This is a genomic window from Candidatus Methanoperedens sp. BLZ2, assembly GCF_002487355.1.
Taxonomy (GTDB): Archaea; Halobacteriota; Methanosarcinia; order Methanosarcinales; family Methanoperedenaceae; genus Methanoperedens.
In genome coordinates this window covers 1-19,685 of the sequence record NZ_NTMG01000066.1, presented here as the reverse complement: position 1 = coordinate 19,685, position 19,685 = coordinate 1, and the positions used below count along the sequence as shown (strand labels likewise).

At 41.0% G+C, this 19,685-nt stretch carries 15 protein-coding genes; 9 read left to right on the top strand and 6 right to left on the bottom strand.

Going from position 1 to position 19,685, the window contains the following annotated elements:
* Window positions 1–89: 89 nt before the first annotated feature.
* Window positions 90–899, bottom strand: a complete 810-nt coding sequence (locus CL181_RS12655; RefSeq protein ID WP_097299674.1) for a glycosyltransferase family 2 protein — start codon at window positions 897–899, stop codon at window positions 90–92.
* Window positions 900–1,353: 454 nt separating this feature from the next.
* Here CL181_RS12655 and CL181_RS12650 point away from each other — a divergent pair, with 454 nt between their 5' ends.
* A complete protein-coding gene (locus CL181_RS12650; RefSeq protein WP_097299673.1) occupies window positions 1,354–1,659 on the top strand; it encodes a winged helix-turn-helix domain-containing protein in 306 nt (101 codons plus the stop codon).
* On the opposite strand, the gene CL181_RS21560 is transcribed toward CL181_RS12650, so the two are convergent.
* On the bottom strand, window positions 1,642–1,845 hold the full coding sequence (locus CL181_RS21560; RefSeq protein ID WP_097299672.1) for a helix-turn-helix domain-containing protein: 204 nt from the start codon (window positions 1,843–1,845) through the stop codon (window positions 1,642–1,644). The genes CL181_RS12650 and CL181_RS21560 overlap by 18 nt on opposite strands.
* Before the next feature lie 313 nt (window positions 1,846–2,158).
* Between CL181_RS21560 and CL181_RS12640 the strand changes: the two genes are divergently transcribed.
* The 4 genes from CL181_RS12640 to CL181_RS12625 all read left to right on the top strand — a co-directional run bounded on the left by CL181_RS12640 (window position 2,159) and on the right by CL181_RS12625 (window position 9,998).
* On the top strand, window positions 2,159–6,856 hold the full coding sequence (locus tag CL181_RS12640; protein WP_097299671.1) for a dockerin type I domain-containing protein: 4,698 nt from the start codon (window positions 2,159–2,161) through the stop codon (window positions 6,854–6,856).
* Window positions 6,857–6,877: 21 nt separating this feature from the next.
* Window positions 6,878–8,389, top strand: coding sequence for a cohesin domain-containing protein (locus CL181_RS12635; RefSeq protein WP_097299670.1), 1,512 nt, complete (start codon window positions 6,878–6,880; stop codon window positions 8,387–8,389).
* 88 nt (window positions 8,390–8,477) lie between these two features.
* Entirely contained in the window at window positions 8,478–9,137 is a 660-nt protein-coding gene (locus CL181_RS12630) for a hypothetical protein (protein ID WP_141398901.1), read from the top strand.
* A 186-nt stretch (window positions 9,138–9,323) separates the two neighbouring features.
* On the top strand, window positions 9,324–9,998 hold the full coding sequence (locus CL181_RS12625; RefSeq protein WP_097299668.1) for a hypothetical protein: 675 nt from the start codon (window positions 9,324–9,326) through the stop codon (window positions 9,996–9,998).
* On the opposite strand, the gene CL181_RS12620 is transcribed toward CL181_RS12625, so the two are convergent.
* From CL181_RS12620 to CL181_RS12605, 4 genes are all read right to left on the bottom strand, one after another.
* Entirely contained in the window at window positions 9,987–10,697 is a 711-nt protein-coding gene (locus CL181_RS12620) for a gas vesicle protein GvpD (RefSeq protein WP_097299761.1), read from the bottom strand. The genes CL181_RS12625 and CL181_RS12620 overlap by 12 nt on opposite strands.
* A gap of 13 nt (window positions 10,698–10,710) precedes the next feature.
* The gene (locus CL181_RS12615) at window positions 10,711–13,563 is read right to left on the bottom strand and encodes a PAS domain S-box protein (RefSeq protein ID WP_097299667.1); all 2,853 of its coding nucleotides are present in this window, start codon (window positions 13,561–13,563) and stop codon (window positions 10,711–10,713) included.
* A 119-nt stretch (window positions 13,564–13,682) separates the two neighbouring features.
* Window positions 13,683–14,054 (bottom strand): response regulator, encoded by a 372-nt coding sequence (locus tag CL181_RS12610; protein WP_097299666.1) that lies wholly within the window; start codon window positions 14,052–14,054, stop codon window positions 13,683–13,685.
* Entirely contained in the window at window positions 14,051–17,512 is a 3,462-nt protein-coding gene (locus CL181_RS12605; RefSeq protein ID WP_097299665.1) for a PAS domain S-box protein, read from the bottom strand. Before CL181_RS12605 ends, CL181_RS12610 begins: the two co-directional genes overlap by 4 nt.
* Before the next feature lie 390 nt (window positions 17,513–17,902).
* Between CL181_RS12605 and CL181_RS12600 the strand changes: the two genes are divergently transcribed.
* The 4 genes from CL181_RS12600 to CL181_RS12585 all read left to right on the top strand — a co-directional run bounded on the left by CL181_RS12600 (window position 17,903) and on the right by CL181_RS12585 (window position 19,566).
* On the top strand, window positions 17,903–18,259 hold the full coding sequence (locus tag CL181_RS12600; protein ID WP_141398900.1) for a CrcB family protein: 357 nt from the start codon (window positions 17,903–17,905) through the stop codon (window positions 18,257–18,259).
* On the top strand, window positions 18,256–18,603 hold the full coding sequence (locus CL181_RS12595) for a CrcB family protein (RefSeq protein WP_176505208.1): 348 nt from the start codon (window positions 18,256–18,258) through the stop codon (window positions 18,601–18,603). Before CL181_RS12600 ends, CL181_RS12595 begins: the two co-directional genes overlap by 4 nt.
* 205 nt (window positions 18,604–18,808) lie before the next feature.
* Entirely contained in the window at window positions 18,809–19,252 is a 444-nt protein-coding gene (locus tag CL181_RS12590; protein ID WP_217993170.1) for a HEPN domain-containing protein, read from the top strand.
* Window positions 19,234–19,566, top strand: coding sequence for a nucleotidyltransferase domain-containing protein (locus CL181_RS12585; RefSeq protein WP_097299663.1), 333 nt, complete (start codon window positions 19,234–19,236; stop codon window positions 19,564–19,566). Before CL181_RS12590 ends, CL181_RS12585 begins: the two co-directional genes overlap by 19 nt.
* Window positions 19,567–19,685 lie beyond the last annotated feature (119 nt).

Here is a 19,685-nt window from a genome sequence, read left to right as displayed (position 1 = left end):
TTTGAAATATTCTTTGCCCCCGTATTCTTATTATTGAACTTCTTCTTATTATCTTTTTCGGTTTTATAAAGAAAAAATAAATCATTTAACTATTTGAAATCCAGTGGACGATGGTCAGGGGCGGATATTCGTTGTCTGGATTCAGTGTTAACTTTATTAGTATAACTAATAATATGTTTATCCTTTTTATTTATTGTATCGGATGGTTTCAAATACTCTTTCAATATAACATTAAGAATCTTGAATCCATCTCTTATGGAATTAAGATTTGAATTCCCATTCTTCCTTTTTGCTTCAAAGGAGGGCACTTCTTTGATTTTCAGCCCGGCTTTTTTCATAAGTATTGATTGTTCAGTCTCGATCTCAAATCCATTTGAACTGCAATATATCCGGTCCAATGCTTCTTTCTTAAAAGCACGATAACCATAGCAGAGGTCTGTGTAATTTGTACTGTACAGGGTGTTAACCATTGACACAAATATTTTGTTGCCCAGTCTCCTGAAAGGCGTGAAATCCGCAGATCCTCCTCCTGGCAGCAAACGTGAACCTTTTGCAACATCGAATCCATCGAGGATGGGGTCAAGAAGCAATGGAATTTCTCCCGGGTCATGACTGCCGTCTGCATCCATCATAATTATTAAATCGCCTGTTGCCATTTCAAAACCGGTTTTCATTGCAGCGCCTTTTCCGGATGGTTGTTCTGTTATGATTTTCGTGTCACTCCTGTATTTTTTAATCTCTTCTCTTGTTCCATCGGTTGAGTTCCCATCCACAACAACAATCTCATCCACAAAATCAGGAATATTTGAAAATACTTCCTTAATATTTTTAGATTCATTCATCGTTGGTATTACCACACTAATTTTCTTCATCTGCTTTTTCTTATCCATCAGACTCATTTATATACCCCCATTGATAGAGTAGGAAAAACTTCGCACCTATCCGCGATTATATTTTTAAGATCATTTAGATGAAAATATTTACTTAATTTACCCGCTGAATTTCCAATTTAAATTTCCATTTAAATGAAATCGTAAATAATCAGATCAGATCGTTTCTCTACTCCCGTATAGTATTATACTGGTTGTAACACTTAAATCTTTCTGTGGATTGCACCAGAACCTTCAATTTAAGGATTTATCTTAGCAGAAACCATAATCTATTAGTATGAATTTTGTAAAATGGATAGTAAAATGGTTTCAAATAAATTTTTGGAACAAGTTTAAATAGAAAACTTATTATACTATTAACCTAAGAATTAAGAAGACAAAATGGTCTGAATTGCATTCTATGGGAATGATTGCAAACAAAATATTAATTTCAATACTGGTTGGGTGGTAGAAAACGTTGATTATGAGAGAACTTATTGATATATCCAATAAGAACTTAATTGGAGCTAATTTAAGAAAAGATAGGAGTAGATGGGAGATAGTTCAGGATTTGCTCAAGGTGACCAGGGAAGAAAAAAAAGGAAAAAAGACCAGGATCATGCAAAAAGCATATCTTGATTGGAGAAATTTCCAGAGATATTTTAGTTTTTTATTGGAAGAAGGGTTCATCACAAATTGTGATACAAATTGCTATGAACTCACAAAAAGAGGAGAGGAATTGATCAGAAGATTGGATCAGGTAGATGAAATGTTAAATGGGAAGGTTTAAAAATAGGAGACCTTTACTTGTTATTTTCAGTTCCGAATTCTCATATTCGATTAATGATTGTTCCTGAAGGAAATATATAATTTCATTTAGCTGGTACGCAGAAACAGGCATATTTTTGCTAATTTCATCAAGCTTATGCCATTTAGAATCCTGAAGTAGTGTAAGTAATTTGTCTATATATCGCATAATAATTATAATTCATATAACTGTTATTTAAAACATCAACGCATTAATACTATGTGCTTTTACTATATATTTTTAACAGTTGTCATAACTACTTATACATTCTTAAATAACGAATATCATAATTAAACGGTACCTTTCCGGTACTATCCCCAAATCAGGGAAATCAGACGAAAGCAGCCATCGGGAAATGGCGATTCAAGACAAAAAATGGGAGTGTAGTAGTGGCGGAGCCTGAATTTTGGGTTTCGCATTGCTTCCAGGCTTGAGTGGCATCGTTGGACACCGCATCGCTGAAATGTATAGGAGGAGTGTCATGAAAAAGAAAAATAGAACAGGAATATTAACTGCAATGCTTGCAGTTTTATGTATACAAAGAGTAGAATTAAAGAAAAAAATCGGAATTATTACTGTGCTTGCAGTAATGGTGGCATTGACTGGAATTGCATTTGCAACAGAAAATGCAGCCACGGATAGTTTAAGAATATACGGCACGTTCGGTGAAGGGGCGGGGAATCATACACTTTTAGATCCCTTAACAAAATTGAAACCTGAGAATCCACCATATACGGATCCAATTGCGCCCTTCTTCCCGCAGTCGAATCAGTCGCCTGTTAAGGATTTCATTACTTTTGATCCAATAATTATGTTACACAACGACAATGACTTCGACAAAAATGGTGTCTATGATAGTGTTTACAGCAGGATAATTATAAATAATCCTAACAGCCAGACACCAGCGGAGAAAGTCTTTCAGCGGATGTGGTACGAGAAAGACTGGTTCAAAGATGAAGACAAAGATGGAATGTGGGATGTTATTGTTGAAGACAAGAACGGTAATCTAGTAAAAACAATCCATCTGGATGATTTCAAAAAATTCTTCCATGACAATCTACCGGAGTCTCAAGAAAAAGGCTGGAGGCTCAGGGAGGTCAACAATCCAGAAAATAATGGAGGAGATGGTGATGTATACAGCCCATCTATTATTCAGGAATTCACCTATATGTTCCTTGATGACAATAAGCAGCCGACTCTTGCCCCAACAGGTAGCAGGTTCTACATACCGATGGCTTCCGCAGTAGCTACTAATGGCATAGACAGCTTTGATGCGGATTCCGATGGAGTACCGGACCTTGTGCAGATAGAGAGCCAGCGGAGCCTTGGGATCAATATTGACAATAGAAACCAGGAAATGGACCCGGACGGCAAAGAAGTAAGTTCTGATGAAAATGTAGTGCTTGTACTTGCCGATCCAAATGAAGGTATCCATAATACTCTCAGTATAGGCGGCGAAGTACAATTCTTCGATCACAAAGTAAATTTCAAGGGCACAACCAAAGTAAATGGTGTGGATGCAGCTATCCTTGAAATCTCCTCACAGGAAGACACAGCGCCTACAGGCAAGATTACCGCACAGGTGATCATGCAATCAGGTGACGTAAAGTACTTCTCCAGGGGCATTGACAATACAGGGAAGGCAATCCAAGGACCGTTCTTTGTAAAGGTCGAGGCCGTAGCCAGAGGAAATGGCCCGGATACAGTTACAATACAGGTCGGAAGATTGTTCGGTGAGTTGGCCGCGAACATTGGAGCAAATAATTACTGGAACGAGAAAGGATTCATTGTGGATAATGTATTCTATAATATTGTAGCAATAAAAGCTCACAGTGATAGAACAACTGACACTTTCAAGTACATCACGTTCAGGCAGAAACTGCCAAAAGACACGATCAAGCTCTACGGAATACATATGAGAGTCTGGGAAAATGGAGATGTGCTAGCACAGATGCCTCAGTTCAACATGAAACATACTGTGATGAAAGATGTACAGGATACATGGACTCACGATAAGATGGGCCCAATTGCCCAGAAGGAGCCACTTGAAATAACCTGGATCAAAGAAGAAAAAGAACCAAGATTCAGGGGCGAACTCAAGGAGATATACAATGAGACCCGTAAAGCAGGCAGCGGCACACCCGGGCCAATTGGTCCTTCAACATTCATATCAAGCCGGAATGTGTTGATTGTAGATGGTGTAAATATTGGCGGTGTAACTGCATTAAATCCTGCCGACTATATGGTAAATGGATCATTTGATGCAGGTGTCTTAAACATAACCAGGGTACCGATAGGCAGTTTCGTCAGTACCGGATCAAACGATACAGTGATCCTATTCCAGGTGAACATTGCAGATATGACCCCGGCCCAGAAAACAGAACTTGTCAACTTTGTAAATGGTGGAGGCAAAATCATAATATGGGATAGTGATGCCGGAGCAACGACGTTACAACCAAACATTTATGACTGGCTACCAACAAACCTTATCTTCCAAACATCAGTCCCAGGACAGGCGGGAGCAAGGGGAGGCATACTCAATATAACTGAAGAGAATGATCTTTCCAACTCAGTTAATGGAACTCCAAAATATATTAATACATTGGCCTTAACAACATCAACCGATGCAGTCGGAGATGCTAATGTGGTGACAACTAATGGAACTGATTGGTGTGAAGATATGCATGCCACGAATATATTGAACGTAAGTGGTCCGGGCCATATGTATTCAAGAGTTGGTGGTTCACAGGGCAAAGGGTTCATAACATATAGTGCACTTGACTGGGACTTTGCCAATTTTGGCAATGGAACAGAACTGAATAAGATGATTCAGTTTGAGCTTATGGTTAACTCTACAAGCACTTTGGCATGTAAGGCACCAATAGTACCAGGTGGATCAGATGAAATATGGACAATTGAATGGTTCAATACAATGCCCGAGCAGTTCACAGAATTCGTGTTGCCAAAAGGGCAGGACTATCTTGTAACCACAGGATTCGAAGCACCGGAGGCAAAATTCCACCTGTGGAACAATGACCCGAAGACTCCAATTAAGACATGGACAGGTGATCGCTTGAAGTTCAGACATGAACCCCAGAATAATTTTGGTCTTTATGTCAATGAGGTCACAGGGACAAACGGAGGACAATCCATTGGTTCGCTGAGATTATACGGTACCTTCGGTGAAGGACCGGGTAACTTTGAAATCGAAGACCCATTAACCGGATTAGATCCAGAGAACAAACCATACACTGATCCAGTAGCACCATTCTTCCCACAGGCTGGAGAGGCACCGAGAAAAGATCACGTAACATTCGATCCGATTATTATGCTGCATAACGACAATGACTTTGACAACAACGGTGTTATAGACAACGTTTACAGCAGAATATTCATAAGGGATGCCAACATCCAGACGCCTGCAGAGAAACTCTTCAAGCGAATGTGGTACGAGAAAGAGTGGTTCAAGGATGAAGACAAAGATGGAGAATGGGATGTTATTGTTGAAGACAAGAATGGTACCAAGGTCACCAAAGATAAGAATGGCAATTCCCTGGAAAACCCAATAGATTTAAAGGATTGGGAAACGGTCTTCCATGATAACCTACCGAAGTCTCACCACGACGGCTGGAGGCTCAGAGAGCACAACAATCCTGAAAATGATGTTTCAGGGGAAGGTGACGTATATGGACCATCCGTTAATCAGGAATTCACTTTCATGTTCCTGGATGACAATAAGCAACCAACGCTTGTGCCAAACGGAAGCAGATTCTATATACCGATGGCTTCCGCAGTAGCTGATAATGGCATAGACAGCTTTGATGCAGATTCCGATGGAGTACCGGACCTTGTACAGATTGAGAGCGAAAGGACTCTTGGAATGGACATAGATAATGACGGAATAGTTGAGAAAATGGATCCGGACGGCAAAGGGGTAAGCTCTGATGAAAGTGTAGTTCTCCTGCTTGCTGATCCACAGGAAGGCGACCATAACACTCTCAATATTGGTGATGAAGTCCAGTTCTTCGATCACAAAGTGAGTTTCAAGAGTACGACAAAAGTAAATGGCATAGATGCAGCTATTCTGGAAATATACTCACAAGAAGGGTCTACACCGACCGGTTTGAAGACGGCTGAAGTCGTCCTTGGATCTGGTGAAGTGAAATTCTTCTCAAGAGGTATGGATAACACAGGTGCTTCAGTCCAGGGACCGTTCTTTGTAAAGGTCGAGGCCGTAGCCAGAGGAAATGGCCCGGATACTATTACAATAAAGGTCGGCAGGTTGTTCGGCCAATTGTCTGCGAACATCGGTGCAAATAAATACTGGAACCAGAAAGCATTCATTGTGGATAATGTGTTCTACAATGTCGTAGCAATAAAGGCTAACAGTAACTCAGATGACACATTCAAGTACATCACGTTCAGGCAGAAACTGCCAAAGGAACCGATCAAACTCTATGGCGTCCACCTGAGAGACTGGAAGAATGGAGAAGTGCTGCCAGAGATGCCACAGTACAACATGAAACATACTGTGATGAAAGACGTACAGGATACATGGACTCACGATAAGATGGGCCCACTGGTAGAGAGGAATCCGCTTGGAATTACCTGGATAAAAGAGGAGAAAGAATCCAGATTCAAAGGTGAACTCAAGGAAATCTATTGGGAGACCTTTGTCAACAATACACTAAAGGAACACTGGACAATCGAATGGTTCCAAACAAAGCCTGATCAGTTCACTGAGTTCATTCTACCGAAAGAACAGCAATACCTGGTAACAACCGGCTTTGTTGCACCAGAAGCGGTAACGCATATCTGGGACAATGATCCAGTGAAACCAATTGAAACCAAGATCGGAGATAGACTCAAGTTCTGGCATGACCCGGCAAATGCAGAAGATATCTATGTCAATGGTCAAGCAGCATCAACACCGACACCGACGACACCGACACCAACACCAACAACGACAACACCACAACCAGGAACAACATGCCAGGGCGATATAAACGGCGATGGCTCCATAAATAGTGCAGACTTCGTATTATTCGCCAGTGCATACAATTCAGTGAGTGGAGATTCGAGGTACAACGTCAAAGCTGACATGAACAACAACAGTGAAATAAACAGCCAGGACTTCGTGTTGTTCGCGGCCAACTACGGAACAAGCTGCAGTGTGTAACAAGCTAAAGAGGTATAAACTATGAACACCAAAATTGAAAAGGAAAAAAGAAATAGACCAATACTGGTCTATTCTCTTTCCCTTTTTATTATTTTAGCAATTGCAGGCGCAGGATCAGCAGCGACTGTTAGCGTGTCACCCCAGACACAGAATGTGGCAGCCGGCGGGACATTCACTTTTACCGTGAATATCGATTCGGGAACCACTAATATGCAGTATGCTTATGTTGAACTGAACTACGATGCAACACAACTTGCAGCCAATTCAGTTACTTCAGGAAACCTGTTGGGTGCAGATGCACTGACTGAGCCTGGAAGTGGAACCGGAACCCCAGGGAAAGTAATATACGGTCTTGCCAGAACATCCGGTGCTGCAGCGCCTGTAAATGGCACATTTATAACCGTGCAATTCACAGCGATGAACAGCGCATCAGGAATCTATAGTCTTGACCTGGACAATGTGAGCTTAATGGACACTACCACGACCACTATAGCCAACCCTACGGTGAATGATGGACAAGTGAATGTATCAGGAACCCCTGGTGCTTCCACTCCGACACCAACGCCAACTCCAACTCCGACACCAACACCCACACCAGGTACTGGAGGAGCCACAGTATTCGTGTCTCCTTCAACACAGGTAGTGGCGCCTGGCGGAACATTCACTTTTACTGTGAATATCGATTCGGGAAGCGCTAATGTACAGTTTGCGCATGTTGAACTGAACTACGATGCAACACAACTTGCAGCTAATTCAGTTACTGCAGGAAACCTGTTGGGTGTAGATGCACTGACTGAGCCTGGAAGTGGAATCAGTTCTGGGAGGATAAAATATGGAATTGCCAGAACATCCAGTGCTGCAGCGCCTGTAAATGGCACATTTATAACCGTGCAATTCACAGCGATGAACAGCGCATCAGGAATCTATAGTCTTGACCTGGATAATGTGAGCTTAATGGACACTACCACGACCACTATTGCCAACACTACGGTAAATGATGGACAAGTGAATGTATCAGGAACGCCCGCATTTAATTGGAAGTTCATTTCAGTACCCTACCAATTGAACAACTCAACGGTAGCTTACGTATTGAATGGAATTCAGTATGACGGGCTTTTCGGCTTTGACCCGGTTACTAAGACATATGTTGGCGGAGTGACGAATTTTGAACCATTGAAAGGTTACCTGATCCATATGGATACATCGCAGGATATAACCAATCTTGTACGCAAGAGCGGCGAACAACCACAGGTACCTTCGTCTCTCGATGTGAAGAAAGGATGGAACCTTATAGGAACCACCGATACTACTGCGAGAAATGCTGAAACGATGCTTGGGGCAATAGATACTGACTATTATAGCATCTGGAACTTTAATGTTTCAACTCAGAGCTATGATAAGGCAGGCATCAACGGCAAGAGTGGTAATATTGACGAAACACATGTCGGAACCGATGTATTCATGATGCAGCCCAAAATAAGTTACTGGGTTTGGGCAACTCAGAATACGTCATTGCCTGCATATAGTCCCTAAAAGAGGTGAATAATAAAATGTAAAATGGGAATAAACTTTCTATAAGGGTTTATTCCTTAATTTTTTGTTTATCAAAAGGTGATACAATTTGTCAAGTAAAAAAATATTAACTATAATAATAATTTGTATAGCTATCGCTTTCTCGGCTGGTATGGCGAGCGCCGAAAGCCCACCAAGTTTACCTGTAATGTTGTACGGGGACGTTAAAATTGACGGAAATCCAGCGCCGGCGGGTACAACAATAACCGCAAAAGCAGGAACTAGCCCGGCTGGAGCTACTAGTGTTCTAACTGGAGGAACTTATGGAGAAAAAGCGAACGACAGGCTTCCAGTAGCTGCAAGTGATGGAGCTAGTGTTGATTTTTATGTAAATGGCATCAAAGCAACACCATCAACCCAGTTCACGTATGATTCAAAGAATGCTGGCACACTTATTCGTGTTAATCTCAATGCTATCAGTGAAAAATCTGGAGGTAGCCCTGGCGGATCCACTAACGGACCAAGTGGCGGAAGTGGAGGAGGAGTTTCCGGAGGCGGAATTAAACCAACAACTGTACCACAGTCTGCAGTTACACCCATAAAATCCGCATCGGAAGTAACAACAAAGGAAATAACAAAGGAAATCCCGACTACTACCAACGCAGCACCTTTAAAAACTGAATCCGCATTCAACTTCTATACGATTTTGGGTGTTTTTGCAGTCATCGGATTGACAGGTGTCGCACTGAAGAAATGGGGTAAAATCTGAACGGATGTAAAAATGAAAATAAAATGTTGACCAGATTTTTAAATTTTAGCATTAAGCTGACTTTGGGATTGGATCGCCTCTTCAAAGTCAGCATAGTTTCTCCATCACCAGGGTTTCATGCTCAAGAATTTTGAATGTTTGAATTGTTGGTAATGTTTATATTTCTTCACTGATAAGAAGAGTATTATGGCAGAGTTAGGGAAAATTGAAAAACCGGAAGCATCAACCTTTTTGGCAAAACGTAAATTATATGTTGTCCCCACACTTCCTTTTGAAGAACTCGCTTCACAATATAATATTGATATGGTAAAAGTGGAAAGATTCTGGGGAGAAGTAAGGGAAAAGATAAATTATTTCATATCAACCTATGGAAAGATCAGTATAATTTATATAGAAGGAGTAAACGAAGACGAAGTAGCAGGTCTTGAATATTTCGAAAAAATTGGAAAAGATAATAATCACTACAAGTTAATAAAAGGTCTTCTGGATAATGGAGCAGTTGTGAAGGGCATTGAAAAAACCGGCCAGCTGGAGCGGTCAAAGCTGCTATTTGAGGAATACTCAAAATCTTTTTATCCTGAAGTACAAGAAATCCATAAAGGTTATTATGGCAAAGACATCAATTTTGACAGATGGAGGGAATACCTGACAAAAAAGATACAGGAAATACAGGATGAAATGGGAAAATCGGCAACCAGGATACTTGGAGAATTACATGCTGATTCAAGCGGTATCCTCATCATCACTGATGGAAGGCCAATAGAATTCCCTGAAGGTATTGATATCTTCCAGATCAGGCCGCCAGCTTTTGATGAGATTGAGCGCAATATCCGGGAAAAGGTAAATACATCAATCGGATGAATCAATAGGACTAGTAATAATTATTCCCTTAGATGAGATTTCATAAGATAATAACTGGACAGGAGTCTTTGTATTTCTCATTTTCACGATATCCATCACCCTTTCCCTGCGCCCGGTGTAAGGATTTTCTCGTTTCATAAGCTGGATAGCGCCGTAAGCCGAGAAAAGTGCAAATTCAACGAATTCCCTGGAAACAACTCCACCAAGAAGGATGAATGTAGTAATTCCTTTTTGTGACATGTTATAAACAAGAAGATTGAACCTGTCACGGAACTCGGATGAAGTAAGATTTGATACATGGCTACCGAGGCTATCAATAATGAGAATATTGGTATCAACAGGCAGATTATCCAAAAATTGTGTAAAATCACCTTTAACAGCTTCCAGACTGATGGATAATGCTGTCTTTATTTCCATCGCCCTGTATCCTGCAAGCTCAACGAAATTCAACAATCCTTTTTTCTCGATAGCTTCAAGGTTCCAGCCAAATGATTTTCCCTGCTGCCTGAGCTCCGGCGCATCTTCCTCCGTGGAAACATATACTGTCTTTTTGCCTTCCAGGCAATTCGTATATGCGAATTGAAGCCCGAAAATAGTCTTTCCGTTTCCCGGATCACCCGTGATAATAATAGTCTTTCCCGCAGGAAATCCTCCTATTATATCATCCAGTTCCGAAATACCTGTTTTTATCCTTTCCATGTTCATTTCTCCTTCATTTTTTTTCGTCCCTGACTTGAATTTCAAATCTGCACATCTTTGAACCGCTGGCAATGCTTGATTTTTGCTCCACGCTGCCTTTAAGCCCGGTCCATGTGAAACTGCGTTTTGCAAGACTCCTGCATATAAAACAAAATATCGGATTTCCGCGAGCTTCATTTCTCCAGGGGCAATTATTGAACTCAAGCACTTCTTTCTTTCCATCTATTGTCGTTTTATTTTCAATCCCGAAATTTGAAAATAATCCTGAGACCCAGATCATATATGCTGTAAGCAATTGCGCAGGATCATGATTAATACCCTTTTGTTTCATTTCGTCCTTAAACCTGGGCTTTACATTCATCTCAAATCTTTCAGAAAAATTTTTAATAAGGATATCTCTTACCTGGGATGGGACACCGGATGCAAAAACAGGAAGTGCGCTCACGATAAAGCCATGTAATTCTGCCCTTGCCTTTTCTTTGAGCAGCTTTTCAGCCTGCTTTCGCAAGGTTATATCCCGGGTCACGCTCAGGATAACTTTCTTACCACCATATTCTATTACCCTGGAATGGACTTCAACAGGCATCAATGTATTACCTTTTCCTGATTGAACTGACTCAAACACAGCTTCTCCTTTTTCCAGCAGATCATTCATCCTTTGATCCATAAAATTCCTGTATTCGGGAGCCAGAATATCACGCAGGTTCATCCTGATCATCTTATCCCTGGTAAGCCCGCGCAATTCATACGCAGCTTCATTCAGGTAAATGAAATTTCCATTCATGTCATGGACATAGATCAAGTCAGAAGCGCTATCAAGAAGCTGCGCTTTTATTCTCAATTCTTCTTCCGCACGCTTACGCTCAGTGATATCCCTTGTTACATGCACAACACTGACAATTTCTCCATTTTCATTCTTGATCGGATATGCAGAAACTTCTACATTTTGAATAACACCACCCTTCGCACTATGGACATGCTCACACAAAGAAGGTTTACCCGTATTCAACGTCTCAATTAAAGGACATGTTTCAGGTGAATAACAGGGATGATCATTTTTATGCGTTATTTCATAACAATGCTTTCCTATCACCTGTTCTTTATTCAGGCCATAGACGTCAAGGAAAGCCTTATTGGTGTCGATTATTGAGAAATCTTTTGTATTAATAATAGAAATTGAATCATTGATGCTGTTAAGCACGGTCTCAGAGAATTCTTTTGATTGGCGAATAATTTCCTCAGCGCGCTTACGTTCGGTAATGTCACGAACGACTGCCATCATATATATTTTTTGCCCGATGACTAAAATGTTGAGATTTACTTCAACCGGAAACACCGAACCATCTTTACGTTTATGGAGGCCTTCCATGGTCACATTCCGTTTGTTCATCATGTATTTCACATGCTCATCCCATGAAAATTTATCCGGGATTGTTTCCTCGAAATCAAAAGCATGCATATCCAGCAGTTCTTCCATTGAATATTGAAGGCTCTTGCATGCCGTTTCATTGCAGTCAATGATGTGTCCTGTTTCCGGATCGTTAATAAAAACGGCATCTGTTGAGTTCTCAAAAAGTGTTCTGAACAAGCGAAGCTTTTCTTCTGCCTTCCGGCGTTCTGTTATATCCTTAAGCGTCCCCATGGTAGCTACCTTTCCGCCGAAATTTATAAGCGCCACAGTCATATTCAGGATCAAACGTGTTTTCCTGTCGCGATGAAGGGCATTGAATTCGTATTCATGGGGTACATTTTCACCGGCCTGTCTGCGTACATAATAATCGGAAACCTTCTCCAAATCCTCAGGCGCAATGAAGTGCCTGAAATCCATCCCTATTATTTCTTCCACTTCATATCCGGACAACCTCGCAAAAGCTTCATTTACGAATTGGAACTTCCCATCAAAGATAATAAAAACCCCATCCTGGATATTTTCGATCAAAGTCCGGTGTTTTTCTTCTGATTGCTGGAGTTTTTCTTCAGCTTCCTTACGTTCTGTGATATCCTCAACCATAATGATTGCAAATTGCGGATCACCTTTTGCATCCCGGACAAGGGAAACTGTCATCCTGGCCCAGAACACGGTACCGTTCTTCCGGATGTAGCGTTTCTTTATCATGTATTGGTCTTTCTTTCCCAGGATCAATTCATTGAACTGGTCTATATCAAGTTCCACGTCATCAGGATAAGTGAACCCGGTAAACAGCTTACCCTTGAGTTCTTCATCCATAAACCCAAGCATCTGCTGCAATATATGGTTTGTTTCCAGGGTTCGTCCTTCTGCATCCACACGGGACATACCGATGGGGGCCTCTTCAAAAGTAGCCTTGAATTGCGCCTCGCTTTTTCGAAGCTCTTCTTCAATCCTATTTCGCTTTTCAATTTCCTTTTCAAGCTGGCTCACTTTTTCCTCAAGCTTATTGAAAATACGGCGGCTGTATCGTTCAAGATACTCTTCTTCTTTTATTGGAGTGGGTTGTGATATTTTCAGTTTGCCACTGGAAATATCAAGAAGAGCTTGTGTAATTTCATTCACAAGTTCCCTGGGTTCAACAGGTTTAATTATGAATCGGCAGACTCCAAGCGCCTCAGCCAGTTCCCTGTCTTTTTCAGTCACATAAGATGCGCTGTAGAATATAAATGGCAATTCTTTCGAAGATATGCTTTTCCTTATCTCACGAAGCAGTGTAAATCCGTCCATTTCAGGCATCATGATGTCTGAAACCACAATGTCAGGTTTTTCCAATGATGCGAGTTTCAATGCCTCGACCCCGTTCCCGGCTTCGAATACCACATAGTTATTGGATGAGAGCATTTTAGACAGCATCATCCTGTCAAGCCTGTTATCATCCACTACCAGGACTTTCATTTCTCAGCCTCCACTGGAACCGTAAACAAGAATGTATTTATCTTTTCTACCTGCATCTATTTCTACTTTCCTCCTTTCGTGTTGGATTTGATAATATTCATCTTCCATGGCCAGCGTTTTCATGGTTTTTTCATCTCAAGGACTTTTTCAATATCTTTCATAATCGTAAGAGGATTTATGGGTTTTTCAAAATATCCATTGCATCCGGCCTCCATTACTTTTTCCCGATCTCCTGCCATTGCATATGAAGTTATTGCCATTATCGGTATCTTTTGTACGGGTTCTTTAGCGCGGATCCTCTTTGTGACTTCAAGCCCATCGATGTCGGGAAGCTGTATATCCATAAGAATGAGTTCAGGGTGCGAATCAGTTGCTTTTTCCACACCCTCAAGACCGCAGAAAGCCTCAATAACATCATGTCCATATTTTTTCAGGACAAAAGCCAATAACTTCATATTCTGTGGATTGTCTTCAATTATCAGTATCTTCAAATTTTAACCTCCCGTGGTATGCGCAGAGAAAATATACTGCCCTTTTCATACTCACTTTCCACGTTTATCGTACCGCCAAGCACTTCCTGCGTGAGCTTCCTGCTAAGATATAACCCAAGCCCGGTTCCGGAAGTTTTGGCCGTGAGTGGTGAATCAAGCCTCACAAATGGGGTAAAAAGTTTCGGAATATCTTCTTTCTTTATCCCGATCCCTGAATCTCCAATAGATATTTCTATTTCATTATTAGTAGACTTTGCTATTATTTTGATTTCACCTTTTTCTGTGAATTTCACTGCATTTGAAAAAAGATTCATTATGCACTGGAGCAGTCGCCTGCGGTCAGTGTTTAACTCCATGTCTGCCACATCGATAATCACCAAAAGACCCTTTCCATTGAGTTCTTGTTTCAAGGTAGAAACTACTTCATCTATTACTTCTTTCAAATTGAACCTGGAAACACGGACCTCAAGTTTCCCTGCTTCTATCTTCGAAATGTCAATAACATCGTTTATCAATGAAAGGAGATGTTTTCCTGAAGTGTTGACTATCTGGATATGTTCTCTTTGTTCGGGTGTGAGTTCTCCTGACCAGCCCTCAAGAAGAATGCTTGTAAACCCGATTATGGAGTTAAGTGGCGTCCTGAGCTCATGACTTGTGCTGGCTATGAACATCGATTTCATGAGATCAAGTTCAATAAGGCGCTTGTTCGCTTTATCAAGTTCAACCGCCGTTTTGTTTATATCATCCATGAGATTGAGGAGACCTAATTGGCTCTCATGCAGTTGCTTTGTCCTTTGTGCTACTTTTTTCTCGAGTGTTAATGCATATTCTTTTGTTTCTTCGTAAAGCTGTGCGTTCCGGATTGAAAGCGCAACCTGTGAGGAAATAAGTTCAATGATTTTCAATTTTTTCACATCAGGTTTTTTATCTGTGCGGGTGAATAAACATAGTACTCCCACGCACTTTCCTCTTGTGATAAGCGGGAATGCTGCATGATACCGTATATCCTCTTTGCGTGTAGCTTCCCTTGTCGCAAATTTGATCACAGCTTCACGGTCAGGAAGAATAAGCGGCTTAAGGTCGCGTGCTGCTGCCCCACACAGGCATTCACCTATCCTTATCTTATTTGTGGTAAGGTCAATAATAGTCTCTTTTGATGTGCTCCTGTGTGCACCTAACTTCAAAGTTTCATCCGGTTCTACAAAGCAAATAGTTCCTCCTTCAAGCCCGACGATCTTTATGCACTCATCAAGGACTGTATCAAGTATTTGATTTATGTCAAGAAGCCCGGTCGCAGTTGAGATTATTTTATTGATAATCCTGAGGTCCTCATTTGCTAATTGCATCTCGTCTTTTGCGCGTTTTAGCTCCGTAATATCATTAATTGTAGTATAAACCTGATATGGCCTTGTTTCTGCATACCTGGTTTGAGGTATTGCGTTTACCTGTATCCACCGGTATTCTTTAACTTCAGGATTGAATACACCCATGACCACATTTCTTACTTCCTTTCTGGTCCGAAGAGCCACCATTGCCGGATGCTTCTCACCAGGAAAGTCAGATCCATCCTCATGGATCGCTTTCCACATCGGATCAATGGATGTCCGTCCTATCAAGTGGCCCGGTGATAAACCAAGTATCTTCTGAGCTGCAAAGTTCGCTGAAATTATTGTTCCGGATTCATTATGGTAAATTACTCCCTGCGCCATTGTTTCATACAGGGTTCGATACTTCTCCTCTGATAGGCTCAGAGCCTTTTCAGCGCGCTTTCTCTCGGTGATGTCAATGATGATTGCCAGGAAAAGATGTGATCCTTCCTGCTCTATCAATTGCAGATGTAACTCGATCGGATAATGACTTCCGTTCGCCCTTCGAAGGTCAGTATATAGCAAGAGTTTCTTTTTTTTATGCTGGATAAGTGGCGTAATATACTTGCGGAATAACACTTCATCATATCCGGGTGTGATGTCAAGAAAAGTCATGGATCTCAAAGATTTCAGAGAATAACCCAGATTCTTACATCCCCCTGAATTCACATATGTGAACCGGAATTTTTCGGAATCAAAAATATAAATCTCATTAAGGCTTTTATCAAGAATTAATGAGAGACTCTTCTTTTCTTTCCCCACTTTTCTGATATCTTCCATCAGCCGTGCATTTTCAAGCGCGATCGCTGCACTTGAAGCAAGTCCTTGCAGCATCTCGATATCCGAGTGGTCGAATTGGCGGTGTTTTTTTGTATTATGGATCTGAAATGAACCCAGCATCTGGCCTTTCCTGTCCAGTATAGGAACATTGGCGAGATTATTAAAACAAAGAGTTTTCCGGATATCCTGGATCACATAAGGGTCATTCCGGGCATCATTGGAAATATAAGGCGATTTAGTCTCCATTACATGCCCCGGGACACCGTACCCCTTCTTGAAAACATAATCTATGGGAAAAAGCTTTCCATTTTCATTATATTCGGAAAACACAATTTTTTCGTTGACGATCAAACCTGCAGTTCCGGCTGTAGAATCTGTAATTTCCATTGCCGAAGTTATAAGATTTTGCATGATGACCGGGATTTCAAGAACGGTATTTATTTTCTGTGCCGCCTTTGACAGGATACGAAGCTGGATGTTCCGCCGGGATATGAATTCCTCGGCATGCTTGCGCTCGGTGATATCCCGGCCGAATCCGCAGAAATATTCTTTATTATCTAACTTGATATAACTTGAGACGATCTCCACCGGGAACTCACTGCCATCTTTACGGCGATGTATCGATTCGGCATGGAATACTTTTTCTTTACGGAATTGCCTGACCACAGCGTTCCATCTGGCGGAATCAGCCCGTGGATTCACATCAAATACCTTTAACTTCATCAATTCGTCATGATCATAACCCAGAGATTTGCATGCAGATTCATTGACATAAATGAAATTACCTTCCGGATCGAGCCAAAATACCGCATCTGATATTGTATGAACGATAGCTTTGAAAATCTCCATTTTTTCAGCATATGCACCAGCAAGCGCTTTTTCTGTCAGTATGCGTTCGGTCTCATCCTGCCAGATACTGATAATAAGACCCGTCTCTTCAATGTCAACGTGTTCAAGAAGAGATGAATTTACAGTAAAGTATCTCGTATCTGAATCTGTATTCATCCGGAACTCAACATCTCTGGCTATGCCATTTTTTTTGGTCTGGCTTTCCAGTTCATTCCATATCTCATTGGCATTGGAACTGAGCTTTTCAAGCCATACGAAAATGCTTGTTCCGATCAAATTATGCCTGTTACATGAAATAAATTTACAGAATGTATCATTAACAAAAATGATGTTTTTAGCCGCATCAGTGATCACTATGCCATCAGCTGATGCACGAAGCAGCGCCTCGAAAAAACGTGCAGTCCGCTGTAATTTTAATATACTTCTTTTATTATTCTCTTCTGCATCATTCAATACGGTCATTCATGAACCTCTTTCCGCTAACCCCTGCGCCAGCAAAGGTCACTTTTTGTGACGTTTTTTGCAATACTTATGATTATAAAACGTATATCTATTATATTAAAATGATGTTTTTTTTCTGCATCTTAAAATTCAGTGGAATTATTAAACAAAAAAATCCAAAACTACACACAAAACCACTCCAACGGATAACCTTAAATACACATAACACAATATGATTTATATGATTATGATGATTGAATAATCAGTGTCCGAGCCCGACCTCCTAACGGGTAGCTCCTCTGTTCGCTATATGGGGGTGTAAATCCCCCCTCGGACCACTTGATTTTTATTAAATTCAAAGCTTTCAGGCGAACTCAAAATATTTATATAATCCCACTGTTGAACCAGGAAATGGAAAAAACCAGGTTTGTTTATATTTTGATCGGGGGATTTTTTGGTTCTGCATTGAGAGAATACCTCTTATTGTCTCTTCCCGGTGCTTACGGCACTTTATTTGTAAATATTACCGGAAGTTTTGTCCTGGGCTACCTGATGTATGCAACAGAACTTGGTTTTTTCAGCGAACGTGAACGGTATCTTATAGGTTTTGGTTTTTGCGGCGGCCTGACAACATTTTCAACATTCATTGTTCAGTCAATGCAATTTCAGGGCTCAATTGTCTTATTAAATGTTACGGCTAACATTGGTTTTTGCCTGGTTAGCGTTTTCCTGGGAAAAATATTTGCAGCAAAGGGGCTGGGAGCATGAGCTTGATCCCTATACTATTAGCAGGTGCCGGGGGTGCAATTGGTGCAGTTCTGCGCTATCTGGTCTCAGGGATATATCCTGTCTGGAGGGATATTCCGACAGGGACATTGCTTGTGAATTTTCTTGGCTCAACGACCCTTTCTGTGATCACATTCGGGACAAATCCCCTTCCTTACTTTGCAGATGCAGGAATACTCGGTGGATTTACTACCTTCTCCACTTTCAGTTATGAGAGCTTAAAGCTCCTTGAACGCAGGGAGTATAATATTTTTGGAGCTAATATTCTGTTGAGCCTGCTTATATGCGGCGCAGGTGTGGCTTTAGGAAAATGGATAGTATCATAACCTGGATCGTATCATAACCACACACTTTTATATATATTAAGTTATAGGTCATATCTTGAAAAGTCGGAATCTGCTCCGTCTTCTGGAAACATCGGCGCCTAAAATTTGAGATTTTATGGAAACAAACAGCGCCTTTCCCTCTGCGATGAGCTTGAAGCCGGACTCCTGCGATCGCAGGCGGACAGCGAGAAGCTGATGGAGGCGGTTGTGGGGAGAGGATGCTGGCGGAGTAACGGGAAAAGCAAATAAGCAATTAAAACAATTACAAACGAAATACATGGATAAAGATGAATGGTTCAAACAAGCTGATTATGACATGGAAACCGCAGAATTCATGTTCAAAGGAGAACGGTATTTTTATACTGTCTTCATGTGCCATCTATCTATAGAAAAAGCACTCAAGGGGCTTATCATTCAAAAAAATAAAGAAGCTCCACCCAAAACTCACAATCTGCTTTATCTCATTGAAATTATCGATCTGGAATTACCTGAAGATATGTATGATTTTGTCTTCACTCTGAACAGAGTAAGCGTTCTCACTCGATATCCTGATAATCTGCAAAGAATGCTGAACGAATACAACATGGATATTACAGAAAAGATGCTTGGAAAAGGGAAGGAGTTATTAAAATGGTTAAAGTCAAAATAGCAGAAGCCATTAAATTCTTTGAGAATTGTTTGAAAGAAAAAGGATTGAAAGTTTCAAAGATAATTCTATTCGGGTCGCATAGCACGGGAAAAGCGACTATAGATAGCGATGTGGATATTCTGATAATTTCTCAGGATTTTAAAAATAAAGATATTTTTGAAAGGGCAAGATTGACGAAAGAAGCAGAGATAAACACCATAAAAAAATTCAGAGTGCCTCTTGATATTATCACTCTTACCTCTGAAGAATTTGAAAGCGGGAAATCCCTTATTACTGAATTTGCGAGAAAAGGGAAAGTAATGTATGCTGCATGATGCTGGCGGGTGGAGATAACGCATAGAAATAAAATTTTAGCGATTGAAAAACCACAGAGTGCGCAGGCGCGCCGAGCAAAGCTCATACTCGCCAGCTGGTGCAAATCCAGCATGAGGAA

What these genes read in the sequence shown, in the direction of transcription:
- CL181_RS12585 (WP_097299663.1), top strand. Translation starts at nt 19,234, where the DNA reads ATGGTTAAAGTCAAAATAGCAGAAGCCATTAAATTCTTTGAGAATTGT.
- CL181_RS12615 (WP_097299667.1), bottom strand. Translation starts at nt 13,563, where the DNA reads ATGAAAGTCCTGGTAGTGGATGATAACAGGCTTGACAGGATGATGCTG.
- CL181_RS21560 (WP_097299672.1), bottom strand. Translation starts at nt 1,845, where the DNA reads ATGCGATATATAGACAAATTACTTACACTACTTCAGGATTCTAAATGG.
- CL181_RS12650 (WP_097299673.1), top strand. Translation starts at nt 1,354, where the DNA reads ATGAGAGAACTTATTGATATATCCAATAAGAACTTAATTGGAGCTAAT.
- CL181_RS12620 (WP_097299761.1), bottom strand. Translation starts at nt 10,697, where the DNA reads ATGGAAAGGATAAAAACAGGTATTTCGGAACTGGATGATATAATAGGA.
- CL181_RS12635 (WP_097299670.1), top strand. Translation starts at nt 6,878, where the DNA reads ATGAACACCAAAATTGAAAAGGAAAAAAGAAATAGACCAATACTGGTC.
- CL181_RS12605 (WP_097299665.1), bottom strand. Translation starts at nt 17,512, where the DNA reads ATGACCGTATTGAATGATGCAGAAGAGAATAATAAAAGAAGTATATTA.
- CL181_RS12655 (WP_097299674.1), bottom strand. Translation starts at nt 899, where the DNA reads ATGAGTCTGATGGATAAGAAAAAGCAGATGAAGAAAATTAGTGTGGTA.
- CL181_RS12640 (WP_097299671.1), top strand. Translation starts at nt 2,159, where the DNA reads ATGAAAAAGAAAAATAGAACAGGAATATTAACTGCAATGCTTGCAGTT.
- CL181_RS12595 (WP_176505208.1), top strand. Translation starts at nt 18,256, where the DNA reads ATGAGCTTGATCCCTATACTATTAGCAGGTGCCGGGGGTGCAATTGGT.
- CL181_RS12625 (WP_097299668.1), top strand. Translation starts at nt 9,324, where the DNA reads ATGGCAGAGTTAGGGAAAATTGAAAAACCGGAAGCATCAACCTTTTTG.
- CL181_RS12600 (WP_141398900.1), top strand. Translation starts at nt 17,903, where the DNA reads ATGGAAAAAACCAGGTTTGTTTATATTTTGATCGGGGGATTTTTTGGT.